Origin of the sequence: Luteibacter sp. 621, assembly GCF_050435445.1 — a bacterium.
Lineage (GTDB): Bacteria > Pseudomonadota > Gammaproteobacteria > Xanthomonadales > Rhodanobacteraceae > Luteibacter.
The window spans coordinates 100,416-114,094 of the sequence record NZ_JBNDKI010000001.1; the positions used below are offsets into that span (position 1 = coordinate 100,416).

Below are 13,679 nucleotides of genomic sequence, written 5' to 3' on the forward strand. Positions count from 1 at the left end.
CTACGCTGCGGGCATGGATATGGCCGATTCCGCACCAAGCCCCTTGCGCCAGCTCCCGGCCGTGGCCACCCTGCTGGCTTCGCCGCAGGCGGTCCCGTTGCTCGAGGCCCATGGGCGCATCGCCACCACAGATGCGATCCGTGCCGCACTGGAAGGCGCCCGCCATGCCCTTCGGAGCGGCGCGGCGGCCGTGCCGGATATCGACGCCTTGCTTGTCAGTGCCCGCAGCCAACTCGAAGGCCGCCCCGCCAGCCTGCGCCCCGTATTCAACCTGACCGGCACGGTCCTGCACACGAACCTTGGCCGCGCCCTGCTGGCCGAAGCGGCGATCGCGGCCGCCACGGAGGCCATGCGTCACCCGGTGGCGCTGGAGTACGACCTGGAAGAAGGTGCCCGCGGCGAGCGCGACGATCACGTGCGCGAGCTACTGCGCGAACTCACCGGCGCCGAAGACGCCACGCTGGTCAACAACAACGCGGCCGCCGTGCTGCTCTGCCTCAATACGTTCGCGCTCGGTCATGGCGCGATCGTTTCGCGCGGCGAACTCATTGAGATCGGCGGCGCCTTCCGCATGCCCGATATCATGGCGCGTGCCGGGGCCAACATGGTGGAGGTTGGCACCACCAACCGCACGCACGCCGCGGATTACCGCAACGCGATCGATGCAAACACCGGGCTCATCCTCAAGGTGCACACCTCGAACTACCGCATTGAGGGTTTCACGGCGGAAGTGAGTGCCCGCGACCTTGCCCACATGGCGAACACCGCCGGCATTCCGCTGCTGAACGACCTCGGCTCCGGCAGCCTGGTGGATCTTTCGGCGTACGGCGTAACGCGCGAAGCCACGGTACGCGAGGCCGTGGCCGAGGGCGCGCACCTGGTGACATTCTCGGGCGACAAGTTGCTGGGTGGCCCGCAGGCCGGTTTCATCGTGGGCAGCCGCGCATCGATCGAAGCGATCAACCGTAACCCGCTGAAGCGTGCGCTTCGCGTGGACAAGATGCGCATGGCTGCCATCGAAGCCACGCTCCGCCTGTATCGCGACCCGGACCGGCTTGCTGAGCGGCTGCCGACGTTACGTTTCCTTGCCCGATCGCGCGATGACGTGGCGGCGCAAGCTGGCCGGCTGCGCGACCGCGTGGCCGCCCACCTGGGCGAAACGTTTCGCGTCGAGGTGGGTATGTGCAACAGCCAGGTGGGTTCCGGCGCGCTTCCGCTGGATACGCTGCCCAGCGCCGCATTGCAGATCCACCCGAATGGCAGCCAGCGCACGCTGGATGAACTTGCCGCTGCGTGGCGCGGCCTGCCGCGTCCAGTGATTGGCCGCATTACCGACGGCGCGCTGCAACTGGATCTGCGCTGCCTGGATGAGGCCGACGAACATATCTTCCTGTCGAACCTGACTGGGCGCGCATGATCGTCGGCACCGCTGGGCATATCGATCACGGGAAGACATCGCTGGTCCGGGCCCTTACCGGCGTGGAAGGCGACCGGCTAAAGGAAGAAAAGGCGCGAGGCATCACGATCGACCTGGGCTTTGCCTACCTTCCGCTGCCAGATGGCCCGACTATCGGTTTCATCGATGTGCCGGGGCACGAAAAATTTGTGCGCACCATGGTTGCCGGCGCCACCGGCATCGATGTCGCCCTGCTCGTGGTGGCGGCCGATGACGGCGTGATGCCGCAGACCGTCGAACACCTGGCCATCCTCGACCTGCTGGGCATACGCCACGGCGTGGTTGCCCTCACCAAGATGGACCTCGTCACGCCAGAGCGCCTCGCCGAGGTGACTACCGAGATTCGCGCCGCACTTAGGGACACGTGCCTCGCCAGCGCGGACATCCTTCCCGCCTCGATCATCAGCGGCGACGGCATCGACACGCTGAGGGAGCGCCTGGCCGCGGAGGCGTGGACGCGCCACACCCATCGCGATGACGCGCGCTTCCGTTTGGCGATCGATCGCGTGTTCACGCTCACAGGCGTGGGCGTGGTGGTGACCGGCACGGTGCTTTCCGGCGCCGTGCAGTTGAAGGACCCCGTTGTCATCAGCCCTTCCGGGCTGTCGGCACGTATCCGCTCGATACACGCCCAGAACCAGGAAGCCGAGGAAGGCTGCGCCGGCGACCGCGTGGCGCTCAACCTGGCGGGTCCCGACATCACGAAAGATGCCATTCACCGTGGCGACATGGTGGTTGATCCGTTCCTGCATGCGCCGACCGATCGGATCGATGCCCGGCTTCGGCTGCTACCGGGTGAACCCCGCGCCATCACCTCATGGTTTCCTGCCCGGTTGCACCACGCCGCCGTGGAGACAGGCGTACGAATTGTGCTGCTCGAAGGCGAGCAGTTACGGCCTGGCGATACCGCGGATGTGCAACTGGTGCTCGACCACCCCATCGCAGCTGCGTCCCTGGACCGGTTCGTGCTGCGCGATACCACCGCCCAGCGCACGATCGGCGGAGGGTTCTTCATGGATTTGCGCGCACCGGGCCGCCAACGCCGCACAGCCGCACGGGTCGCAGAGCGCGCGGCATGGGCCGAGCCCGACGCCTGCGCGACACTCGCGAAGCTGCTGGATACCGCCCCACACGCGCGCAACCTCAGTGCCTTCGCCCGTGACCGGGTGCTTTCCGCCGAGGCACTGGACGCACTCGCGCAAACCCTGTCGCCAGTCATCCTTGATGCCGGCCACGAGCGGCTCGCGCTAAACGCCGCCCAGTGGCAAGGGGTGATCGAAACGATGACGGCGCGACTGGCGGCGTTCCATGCCGAGCATCCCGACCTGCAAGGCATGGCGCGCGAAACCTTGCGTCGCGCGACAGAGCCACGACTTTCCGCGCCCGCCTTTACCCAGGCGCTGTTGCATGCCGATGTTCGCCGACAGGTCACACGCGATGGTGCCTTCGTGCGCCTGGCAAGTCATGTCCCCGTGGCGAGCGCGGAGGACGAGGCAGCGTGGCGTAGTATCGCCCCCTTGCTTGGTGGCGAAGCACGCTTCCGCCCACCACGGGTGCGCGATATCGCCGGCCTGATCGGCCGCCCCGAGGCCGACGTGCGGCAACGAATGAAATCGGCGGCACGGCGCGGCCTTGCCGACGAGATCGCCCACGATCATTTCTTCCTGCGCGAGGTCGTGCACGAAATGGTGCTGATCGCGCTGGATATCGCACGCCAGGTGCCCGATGGCCGCTTCACCGCCGCGCAGTTTCGCGACCGCCTGGACAATGGCAGGAAGGTCGCCATCCAGATCCTGGAGTTCTTCGACAGGCAGGGTGTTATGCTGAATCGCGGCACGGTGCGTAGCATCCGTGCCGACTACAAGGACCTGTTCGCGCCACCCGCGCGCTAACCACGATCCATGGAAGAGCAACGTCCCCGGTGGGGCGTCCGGACTTCAAATCCGGGTGAGGCAGCCAGACTGTTTCGGGTGGGTTCGACTCCCATGCTCTTCCGCCATCGCTGCCACCACGACCACGCATTGACACTGTAGGAGCGCGCTTGCGCGCGATAGGTGCCTCCGCTGGCCGGATCGCGCGCAAGCGCGCTCCTACAGGTCAGGCGACGTGAATGCCTGGTGCACCTTCGACCACGCTGCCAATGATACTGGCCAGCGGATAGCCCGCCGCCTTGATCGTCGCCAGGATGCGCCCGGCTTGCCTTCCGTCGCACGCCACCAGCAAGCCGCCAGACGTCTGCGGATCCGTCAGCAGATCACGACGCCACGGTGGCAAGGCATCCGGCAACGCCACACCATCCCCATAGCTGGTCCAGTTCCGTGCCGATGCGCCAGTCGCGTAGCCCGCCTGGATCAGCGCCTTCGCCTGTGACAGGCACGGAACATCCGCTTCCACGATACGAAGCCGCACGCTGCTCCCGCGTGCCATTTCCATGCCATGGCCAAGCAAGCCGAACCCGGTCACGTCGGTGATCGCATGCACATCGGCATCCTGCGCGAGCTCGTGGCCGATGCGGTTCAGCAGCGTCGTGGAAGCGATCATCTCGTCGTAGGCATCCTTCGCCAGCGCCTGCTTCTTGAAGGCGGCCGAGTAGATACCCACGCCGATGCCCTTGGTAAGGATCAGAGCATCACCCACCCTGGCGCCGGTATTGCGGCGAACTTCTGCAGGCGTGCAAAGGCCGATAGCGGCGAGGCCGTAGATGGGCTCTGCCGAATCGATGGAATGTCCGCCGGCGATGGGAATGCCGGCCTCGGCGCAGATCGATTCGCCGCCGGCGAGAATCGCCCGCACGGATTCAGGATCGAGCTTGCCCAGCGGCATACCCAGGATGGCCAGCGCCATGATCGGCTTGCCGCCCATCGCGTAAACATCGGATAGCGCATTCGCCGCCGCGATACGGCCGAAGTCGTACGGATCATCGACGACAGGCATAAAGAAGTCTGTCGTGGCGATGACGCAGGTGCGCTCATCCACCTGCCACACCGCCGCGTCGTCGCTGGATTCGTTACCGACCAGCAACTGTGCGAAGGGCATGCCGGGCGCCTTGTTCGCCAGCAGTTCCTGCAGCACGGCGGGGGCCAGCTTGCATCCGCAACCGCCGCCATGGGCAAGTTCCGTCAAACGAATGGAATTCATGGGCAAATCCATACAAATGCGCGATAGCGCGGCCGACCGGATGTGGTGCAGCATAGCCCACGGTCGGTCCATCGGGGAAAGCCATGAACGTCGCAGCGCACAAAGGCAACGGCATTCGCTGGGCGCTTTTCGCTCTCCTGGTCGTGGCCGGGCTTTTCTACGTGAAGTGGTATCCGTATTACGGGCGCGCCTTCGATGCCGCCGCAAACCATTCGATCGGCCACTCCATCCTGATGGGCGAAGCCGCCACCGCACCCTCGCCTTCGTGGGGAGCGGCCGTCGATTACGCGCTGGCGTACGGCAAGGCCATCTGGAAGGCCATGCTGCTTGGCCTTCTGCTCGGCTCGGCGGTACAGGCGCTCCTCCCCGCCAATGCGATCCGGCGGTGGCTGGGCAGCACGGGGTTTGGCAGCACCGTGGCCGGCGGCCTCCTCGGCGTTCCCGGGATGATGTGTACCTGCTGCGCCGCACCCGTTGTTGCGGGGCTGCGCACGCAGCAGGCCGCACCCGGCGCATCGGTCGCGTTCTGGCTCAGCAATACCCTGCTCAACCCGGCCACGTTGATCTTCACCGGCGTCGTGCTCGGGTGGCATTGGGTGGGGCTGCGTATCGCGCTTGCCATCCCCATGGTGTTCGGCCTGGGCTGGCTCGCGAATCGCATGACGGATACCGTCGCGCCCGCGCCCGTGGATATCCCTGTCGAGACCGGGACACGCACGGCGGCTGGTATCGCGCGCCGCTGGCTCGAGATCTTCGTAAGGATGACCGTTCGGCTCATTCCGGAATACGTGGTGATCGTGCTCGCCCTGGGGGCCGCCCGCGCATGGTTGTTCCCGCACATCGGGCCGGATGTCGGTAACCAGTGGTACTGGATCGCGGGCCTCGCCGTGGCCGGCATGCTCTTCGTTATCCCCACCGCCGGCGAAGTCCCGATCGTGCAGGCCATGCTGGCACTGGGCATGGGTGCCGGCCCTGCAGCCGCGTTGCTGTTGACGCTTCCGCCGGTGAGCCTGCCATCGCTTGCCATGCTAGGGCGCTCCTTGCCGTTGCGCGTCCTCGTGGCGCTCGCGGCCGCGGTGGTCGCCTTTGGCATCCTGGCCGGATACCTCGCCTTCGCCACGGGACTTCGTTAAGGCAGGCTCGCCTCCACCTCACGGGCAAGCGCCATCACCCGCTCTGCGTCGCTCGGGTAGTGATACCAGTCGCGCAGCGGCGTCGCTTTGTTGCATTCGTAACAAGCGGTCATCCGCCACAGGTGCCCACAGCCCGGGCAGCACCCCCCAGTCCAGAACACATTCCACCGGGTCATGCACCCGGCACCAGGCTCATCGGGCGCGCAGATCCACCGGGAATCCGCTTTCGGTTCCCACCCACAGAGCGGGCAATGGATGTGGGGCTCACGCTGCATGGCGTACGGTCCAGGGCTGGGACTGGATGCGATTTGACAAGCCTACTCCGCCATTCCCTGCTAAACCACGCGTTTCACCATGATCCACCCACGGAGAGCCACCATGTCCAGCCACCATCTCGATGCCGCCTTCATCGCACACCAGAAGGAGCGCCTGGTCGCGCTCCGCCGCCAGCTGGTTTCCGTAGGCAACGCCGCAGGATCCGACGAACAGGCCTGGCAGGCCTCGGCCGGCGGCGAGCCCCAGGATGAAGGTGACGACGGCAACCGGTTCGCCCAACAGGAAAACGACGAGGCCGTGCTCGCGCACAGTGAAGGCCGGCTGGAAATCATCGACCGCGCCCTGGAGAAGATTGCCGAGGGCACGTATGGCCTCTCCGATGAGAGCGACGAGCCCATCCCCCGCGCCCGCCTCGAAGCCGTACCGGAATCCATTTATACCGTCGAAGAATCCGAAGTACGCGAGCGCAATGCTCGCCGCGGCCTGTAAGCCGACCGCAGCCAACCCCCAACCATAGGCCGATTCCCGGCCTATGGGAACCCCTTTCGCCTCCCCAGTGTTCGTCACGGGAAACGCTATGTTTCCATCGTGACGGACACTTCACGTTTGCACGTCTAGACATATAGACGTCTATTCGATATTCCTTGTCTGCGCTGCCGCATCGCAACATCCGCGATGCCCGCCAACGCGCCTCACTCCGGATATCCAAGGGGAAGCTCTTTTGAAGCAGAACGTCGTTCTTTCCGCCCGTAGCCGCTTGTTCATCGCGGTGGTTACCATCCTCGGTTCGGCCCAGGCAAACGCCCAGTCCACCACCGGCACCATCACCGGACAGGCCCCGATCGAGACGGGCGAATCCGTGCTCATCCAGGGTGATTCCGGCCTGAGCCGCGAGGTGGCCGTGGACGAGAAAGGCCGCTACGCCGCGGGCCAGCTTCCGCTTGGCACGTATACGGTCACGCTGAAGAAGGCCGGCACGGAACTGCAAAAGCGCAGCGGTGTAACGCTCCGGGTGGGCGCCTCGGTGGATGTCTCGTTTACCCCGCAGCCCACGCAAAACCTCGAATCGGTCACAGTAACGGATAATGCCTTGCCATCGATCGATGTGGCCGCCGTGGATTCGCGCAGCGTCATCACCGCGGACCAGCTCGCCAGGCTACCCCTCGCACGCAATGCGGATGAAATCGCGCGACTCGCCCCGGGCGTCGTATCGAACGGCGGCGGCTACACCGGCCCTACCGGCGCCCGCTTGAACAGCTTTGGCGGATCGGCGGCCAGCGAGAACGCCTATTACATCAACGGGTATAACGTAACCGACCCGCAGCGCGGCATGGGCGGCATCTCCCTGCCCTATGGCGCCATCGACCAGCAGGAGGTCTACACCGGCGGCTACAGCGCCCAGTACGGCCGTTCCGACGGCGGCGTGATCAACCAGGTCGGCAAGCGCGGTACCAATGACTGGCATTACGGCGCGCAGATCCTGTGGGAACCGGACTTCGCGCGGGCCGATAGCGTCAACACCTACTACACCAACGGCCTGCCCGCCTCGCCCGTGGCCGGCTCGCTGTACAAACCCAACCGACAGAACCGCGACTGGGTCACCACGGTCAGCAGCTACGTCGGCGGCCCGCTGATCAAGGACAAGCTGTTCTTCTTGCTGGCCGGTGAATTCGAACGCGAGCAAGCGGATACGCACAACGCGGTGGATAGCGTCAGTCCCGATAACCACTACCGCTACGATTCGCCCCGCTGGTACGGCAAGGTCGACTGGAATATCACCGACAACAACATCCTCGAAGTCACGGGCGCTTCCAGCAAGCGCGAGACCCAGGGCACCATCTACGACTACGACTACAACACGCTGCAGCGTGGCGAGCGCATCGGCAGCGCTGACAACATCAAGACCGGCGGCGACCTGTGGACCGCGAAATACACGGGCTACATCACCGATAACCTCACGATCTCCGCGCTCTACGGCAAGATGAAGCTGGACCAGTACGATCAGCCGGGCGCTTACGACAGCTCGCTGACGTATGCCGACGGGCTGATCAACCAGAACCCCGCACTCAATGGCGGCACGCCGATCGGTAACAACCAGACCGTGCAGACCGTGATCAACCCGGGGCGCAGCACGCGTAGCAACAACACGCGCATCGATCTTACCTACACCCTCGGTGACCACACCCTTAGCGCCGGTATCGACAACCAGGTCACGCAAGCCATTGACCAGGGCTCCACCGCCTCGGGCGATGGCTATTACTGGACCTACGGACAGGCCGATCCCAACACCCCCATCTCCACGGGCCTGGGCGTGCCTGCCACCGGCGGCTTCCCGAACGGCCAGGAAGGTTATTATGTGGTGCGCCACGTCGTCAGCTCGCTCGCCAGCGTGCGCGCCACACAGCGTGCCCAGTATGTGGAAGACAAGTGGCAGGTCAGCGACCGCTGGCTACTGTCGCTGGGCCTGCGCAACGACCAGTTCGAGAACTTCAACCGCGATGGCGAATCGTACGTATCGCAACACCGCCCGCAGTGGGCGCCGCGCCTGGGCTTCAGCTGGGATGTGAATGGCGATGCGAGCTTCAAGGTGTTCGGCAACGCCGGCCGTTACTACCTCGGCCTGCCCTTGAACCCGGGCTTGAACGCTGCGGGCGCCTCGCTCAGCACGTCGCAGTATTTCACCTATGGCGGCATCGATTCGCAGGGCTTGCCGACCAACCTCACGGCCTTCTCGGCGCCGGTATCGTCAAACAACTACTACGGCGTACTCCCGGATCCACGCACTGTCACGGCGAAGAACCTGAAATCGGAGTACCAGGATGAATTCATCCTTGGCTTCCAGAAGAGCGCGGGCGCCAACTGGGTGTACGGCGCCAAGGCGACGCAGCGCATCCTGCGCAGTGCCATTGATGACTACTGCGATGTGGACCGGATCACGGCCAAAGCCGCGGCACTCGGCTACGACGTGACCTCAACCAACAGCTGCTATCTGTTCAACCCGGGCCGCGCCAATACGTTCAACCTGATCGATGCCAACGGCAATGTGGTGAACGTGCCGCTCAGCAACGAGGAACTTGGATTCCAGGGCCTGAAGCGCCGCTACTACGCGCTGGAGGGCTTCCTCGAACACCCGTTCGATGGCACCTGGTACGCCAAGCTCGACTACGTGTTCTCCCGCAGCTATGGCAATACCGAAGGGCAGTTGCGCTCCGACCTGCAGCAGACCGCCGCCTCCACCAGCGAGGACTGGGACAACAGCTACATCATGGAGAACACCAACGGGGTCACCAATAACGACCACACCCACCAGCTCAAGCTCTATGGCTACTACCAGCTCACGCCGGAGTGGCTCGTATCCGCGAACCTGAGCCTAGTTTCGGGCGCCCCGAAGATTTGCCTTGGCTACTACGGACCGGACTTCACCGACCCGGGCAAGTACGGCGGCTCGTACCACTATTGCGACGGCAAGCCGTCACCGCCCGGGTCGCAGGGCCGCCTGCCATGGATCCGCCAGCTGGATATCGGCACGACCTACCGCCCAGCCTTCGCCGACGGCAAGCTTGCCTTCACCGCCAGCGTGTTCAACGTAGCGAACGAGCAGCGCCCGCTGAACATCTACCCGTATTCGCAGACCGACCCGGGTGTGGCCGATCCCCAGTACGGCCAGGCCCAGGTGCGCCAGCTTCCACGCTATGTGCGCTTTGGGGTGAGTTACGACTTCTGAGCCATAGGTCACGTTGACACCCGCTGCAACCACCCGATAGCTTGACTACACTTGTAGTCACGCTATCGGGGTTTCCATGCCACGCCGCCTAACGTTGCTCGCCCTCTCGTTCGTGCTGGCATTTCCCGCCTGCGCGCAGGAAACCTGGATTCTGCGCACCGATCTGTGGGGCACGCCCGCCTTTTCTACGCTCACCCTGGATGCCCGGGGTAGCAGGCTGGTCGGCGGCCTGGACGGCGACCGCGCCGAGGGCACGGACCATGGCGGCACCTGGCAGATCAACGTCACCGAAACATCCGGGCGGCAGTCCCACTACGCCCTTCGGCGGGAAGGAAACACGCTATCGGGCGATGCGGACCTGCCTGACACCAACGATCCTGGTGCACGCGCCCACCACAAGGCCACAGCCTGGCGTGTTCCCGACAGGTCCGGCGGCGCCCGAACCTTCGACTACACCCCGAGCGATTACTCCAACACGTGGGATGCCGACCGACCTCCCGTCCTGGTCGTGTGGCCGGGCGACACCATCCACACCACCACGCTCGATTCAGGCGGCGTGGATGAGCACGGAAAAACCCGTGCCTTGTTTGGCAATCCGCAGACCGGACCATTTTTCATCGCCGGTGCGGTGCCTGGGGATACCCTCGTGGTGCACATCCGCCGCCTGTCTCTCAACCGCGATTACGCCGACAGCCTCGATACGATCGTCGGGCGGGCACTCGCCACGCCGCTGGTAGCCAAGGCCTCGGACCTTGGCAAGCCGGTGCGCTGGCTCCTCGATCACAAGACCAACCGCGCTCATCCCGAAAACGCATCGGGCGCGCTGGCGAACTACAGCGTGCCGCTAAAACCCATGTTGGGCGGCATGGCGGTGGCGCCCGGCTTTGGCACGCCGCCGGTATCGACCGGCGACACGGGGCGCTACGGCGGCAACATGGATTTCAACGAAGTGATCGCCGGCAACACCGTCTATCTTCCCGTACAACAGCCCGGTGCCCTGCTCTACCTTGGGGATGCGCACGCGCTGCAGGCTGATGGCGAGACCACGCAATACGCGCTGGAGACCTCAATGGATGTCACGATCACCGTGGACCTGGTCAAGGGTCGCTCTATCTCGATGCCACGGGTCGAGTCACCGGGCGAGATCATGGTGCTCAGCCAGGCCGGCTCGCTGGACGACGCCCTGAAAGCCGCAAGCGGCGGCATGGTGCAGTGGCTGCAGCAGGACTACGGCCTGACCCTGTCGCAGGCGGCGCAGGTGCTCGGCACGGCCCTGCGTTACACAGTGCCCAACCTGGCCGGCCGCAGCGTGGGCGTGGCCGCGCGCATCAACAAGGCCGTATTACCGCCAAAACAGGCCACATCCGCTCACTGATCGTCGACCGGCTCCCATGCTTTTGCGCAGCCATCGCCGCAGGTGGTCTTCAGATCGAAGTTGATCGGCACCCGCACACTCAGGCGCCGCCCGAGCGTCGGCCGGAATACCCAGTGCCGCGCCGCGTAAAGCGCCGCCGCGTCGAGGCGCGGATCGCCACTGCTCTTTTCCATCTGCACAGCGGTGGGCGTGCCCAGGTTGCCGAAGACGATCAACACCATCGTGTTTCCCGTAGCGCGATCTGTCACAGCATCCTTAGGGTAGATCGGTCGCGGCGCATACAGGGGCGCACTCGCCCTGGTCACCGCATCGCGGCTGCTCTTCTTTGTAAACGAAGTGAACGGATCGCTGGCATGGCCTGTCGCCAGGTCGATCACGAGCGCCAGGGGGAAAGCGTCCATGGTCACCGGCAGCGGCGGGAATTGCTGGTTCACGTAGCGACGCATGAAACACTGGGTGAAGGGCGTATCCGGCAGCACGCGCGCATAGCGCATGACGCCACCGGGAAACACCACGCCACTGACGACCATGCCTTCCATGTCTTCCTGTGGGTACAGCGAAGCGCACAGGAGGATGCTGGCCTTGGTGTTGTCCATGCCCGTCCCGGCGTAGAGCATGGCGTTGTACTGCTTGCCTGAAGGGGTGGCGTTCATGGCGGAAGCCTGCGCCAGCACGGTCTCGATGGTTACGTCCGACGCATGGGCGGCAGCGGCCACACACAGCAGGGTAACGCACGCCATGCGTACAACGCTCAACGATCGCATCGCCCCTCCCGCCCTGTTGGAAGACCCCGCTGGACGAGCATTCTAACGACAAACCACTCAGCACCAGCGATTCCATTAGCCTAGCGCGGAAGACCTATGTGCCGGATTGACCCCTTCGCATCCTCAGGAGCAGGAACGCCGGAGGTACGGTATGCGCGATGGCAACCGGGTGGGTGTTGCCGCCGGCATCTTCCGACGCGACCGCTGCACGCCCTAGGGCTTCGCCTTGTCGCGGATCATCAACGCCGCGGCTGCCGCTGCAAGCACCGCCAACACAGAAGAAAGAATCATCACCTGGCGGAAGCCCGCGACGAACGCCTCGTCAACAACGCGCCTGGCAGCTTCCGCACCCGGCGGCAGCTCGATGCCGGCCAGTTTCGCCCGCTGCGCCATGATCGCCTCCACCGCGTCGCGCGGCAGGTGCATGGCCGCAAGGCTCGCTCGCAGCGCCACATCGAAGCCGTGGGTGAGCACTACGCCGAACACGGCGATGGCGATGAGCCCCGCCACGCGCGAGACCGCGTTGTTCACACCCGAGGCGGTGCCCGCCAGGGACGGGTCCAGCGCATTCATCACCGTTGTGGTGAGCGGCGCGATGGTGATGCTCATGCCAAGGCCCAGGACGACCGACGCCGGGAAGAAGGTCGACCAGTACGAGCCACCCACGCCCGGCAGCGCATACAGGGCGAAGCCCACGGCCGCTACCGTGGGCCCCACGACCAGCGGCAGCCGCGCGCCCACCACATCGACCAGGCGCCCGGCCACCCGGGACAGCGCGAACATGATGACGATGAAAGGCAGCAACGACGCGCCCGCGCCCGTCGCGCCGTAGCCCTGCACCTGGATCAGGTTCAGCGGCACGAAAAACATGCTGCCGCCCAGCGAGGCATACAGCAGGAACGTCAACAGGTTCGCACCGGCGAAGTTGCGGTCACGGAAGTGCGCCAGGGGCAGCATGGGCGAACTGGCACGCTGCTCGACGAACGCAAAGGCAGCAAGCGCAATAACACCGATGATCGCCGCCACATAGACCGGGGCCGCCTGCCAGCCGAGCAACGGCGCCTCGATCAGCGCATAGACCACGCCAGCGAGGCCAATGGTCGCAAGCATGGCGCCACGCATATCGATATGCCCGGCCTCCGCGCCATGGCTTTCCGGCACCCGCCACAGGCAGATCAACACCAGCGCGATGCCGAGCGGGAGGTTAATGAGGAACGCCCAATGCCACGAGAAATGCTCGACAAGGAACCCGCCCAATACCGGACCAAGGGCCGCGGTGACACCGCTAAACGCCGACCACGTACCAATGGCTCTTCCGCGCCGCTCCTTGGGATACGCCGAGGTGATGAGGGCAAGGCTGCCCGGCACGAGTAACGCGGCGCCAAGACCCTGGGCACCGCGCGCGACTATCAGCGCCGTGATACCGGGAGCCGCGGCGCATGCCAGCGAGGCCAGCGTGAACACCACCGCGCCGATGGCAAACACCCTGCGCCGCCCGAAGCGATCGCCCAACACGCCACCCACCAGCAGCAGCGCCGAAAGCAGTAGTGCGTACGATTCCATGACCCACTGGGCGTCGGCCGTCGTCGCGTTCATCGCGCGCTGGATCGCCGGCAGCGCGACGTTGACGATGGTCCCGTCGACGAAAGCCATGCCTGAGCCGATGATGGCGGCCACGAGCGTCCAACGGCGTGCGCCTTCCGAACAGTCGACGGAGGTGGCGCGGCTTTCCTCGGGGGCATGTTTCGTCATGCGCGCAGCTTAGTGCCAAGCCGCGCTGGAACCTTGCACGGGTTGGACATGTCTCGCCCCG

Annotated in this window: 9 protein-coding genes and 1 tRNA gene; 7 read left to right on the top strand and 3 right to left on the bottom strand. The window is 65.1% G+C overall.

Translation table 11 applies throughout. From position 1 onward, the window contains the following. Positions 1 to 13 precede the first annotated feature (13 nt). From selA to ABIE56_RS00525, 3 genes are all read left to right on the top strand, one after another. Entirely contained in the window at positions 14 to 1,417 is a 1,404-nt protein-coding gene (selA, locus tag ABIE56_RS00515) for an L-seryl-tRNA(Sec) selenium transferase (protein ID WP_429241871.1), read from the top strand. Continuing rightward, positions 1,414 to 3,348 carry a selenocysteine-specific translation elongation factor gene (gene selB / locus ABIE56_RS00520; RefSeq protein WP_429241872.1) on the top strand — a complete coding sequence of 645 codons (1,935 nt, stop codon included), beginning with the start codon at positions 1,414 to 1,416 and terminating at the stop codon, positions 3,346 to 3,348. The genes selA and selB overlap by 4 nt, the downstream gene beginning before the upstream one ends. 11 nt (positions 3,349 to 3,359) lie before the next feature. Continuing rightward, positions 3,360 to 3,455, top strand: a tRNA-Sec gene (locus ABIE56_RS00525). Between the two features lie 98 nt (positions 3,456 to 3,553). Here ABIE56_RS00525 and selD read toward each other — a convergent pair. Then, positions 3,554 to 4,594, bottom strand: coding sequence for a selenide, water dikinase SelD (gene selD, locus ABIE56_RS00530; protein ID WP_429241873.1), 1,041 nt, complete (start codon positions 4,592 to 4,594; stop codon positions 3,554 to 3,556). A gap of 83 nt (positions 4,595 to 4,677) precedes the next feature. Between selD and ABIE56_RS00535 the strand changes: the two genes are divergently transcribed. From ABIE56_RS00535 to ABIE56_RS00550, 4 genes are all read left to right on the top strand, one after another. Beyond that, positions 4,678 to 5,727 (top strand): permease, encoded by a 1,050-nt coding sequence (locus ABIE56_RS00535; protein ID WP_429241874.1) that lies wholly within the window; start codon positions 4,678 to 4,680, stop codon positions 5,725 to 5,727. 378 nt (positions 5,728 to 6,105) lie between these two features. Then, the gene (locus ABIE56_RS00540) at positions 6,106 to 6,492 is read left to right on the top strand and encodes a TraR/DksA family transcriptional regulator (RefSeq protein WP_429241875.1); all 387 of its coding nucleotides are present in this window, start codon (positions 6,106 to 6,108) and stop codon (positions 6,490 to 6,492) included. Between the two features lie 232 nt (positions 6,493 to 6,724). Continuing rightward, positions 6,725 to 9,727, top strand: a complete 3,003-nt coding sequence (locus ABIE56_RS00545; RefSeq protein WP_429241876.1) for a TonB-dependent receptor — start codon at positions 6,725 to 6,727, stop codon at positions 9,725 to 9,727. A gap of 76 nt (positions 9,728 to 9,803) precedes the next feature. Next, positions 9,804 to 11,102, top strand: a complete 1,299-nt coding sequence (locus ABIE56_RS00550; RefSeq protein ID WP_429241877.1) for an acetamidase/formamidase family protein — start codon at positions 9,804 to 9,806, stop codon at positions 11,100 to 11,102. Here ABIE56_RS00550 and ABIE56_RS00555 read toward each other — a convergent pair. Beyond that, positions 11,096 to 11,866, bottom strand: a complete 771-nt coding sequence (locus ABIE56_RS00555; RefSeq protein WP_429241878.1) for an energy transducer TonB — start codon at positions 11,864 to 11,866, stop codon at positions 11,096 to 11,098. The two genes, ABIE56_RS00550 and ABIE56_RS00555, sit on opposite strands and share 7 nt — an antisense overlap. 213 nt (positions 11,867 to 12,079) lie before the next feature. Beyond that, a complete protein-coding gene (locus tag ABIE56_RS00560) occupies positions 12,080 to 13,618 on the bottom strand; it encodes a DHA2 family efflux MFS transporter permease subunit (RefSeq protein WP_429241879.1) in 1,539 nt (512 codons plus the stop codon). Positions 13,619 to 13,679: the final 61 nt, after the last annotated feature.

Excerpts from the sequence above, each read along its gene's own strand:
- ABIE56_RS00560 (WP_429241879.1), bottom strand. The coding sequence starts at position 13,618 with ATGACGAAACATGCCCCCGAGGAAAGCCGCGCCACCTCCGTCGACTGT.
- ABIE56_RS00555 (WP_429241878.1), bottom strand. The coding sequence starts at position 11,866 with ATGCGATCGTTGAGCGTTGTACGCATGGCGTGCGTTACCCTGCTGTGT.
- selD (WP_429241873.1), bottom strand. The coding sequence starts at position 4,594 with ATGAATTCCATTCGTTTGACGGAACTTGCCCATGGCGGCGGTTGCGGA.
- ABIE56_RS00535 (WP_429241874.1), top strand. The coding sequence starts at position 4,678 with ATGAACGTCGCAGCGCACAAAGGCAACGGCATTCGCTGGGCGCTTTTC.
- selA (WP_429241871.1), top strand. The coding sequence starts at position 14 with ATGGATATGGCCGATTCCGCACCAAGCCCCTTGCGCCAGCTCCCGGCC.
- selB (WP_429241872.1), top strand. The coding sequence starts at position 1,414 with ATGATCGTCGGCACCGCTGGGCATATCGATCACGGGAAGACATCGCTG.
- ABIE56_RS00550 (WP_429241877.1), top strand. The coding sequence starts at position 9,804 with ATGCCACGCCGCCTAACGTTGCTCGCCCTCTCGTTCGTGCTGGCATTT.
- ABIE56_RS00540 (WP_429241875.1), top strand. The coding sequence starts at position 6,106 with ATGTCCAGCCACCATCTCGATGCCGCCTTCATCGCACACCAGAAGGAG.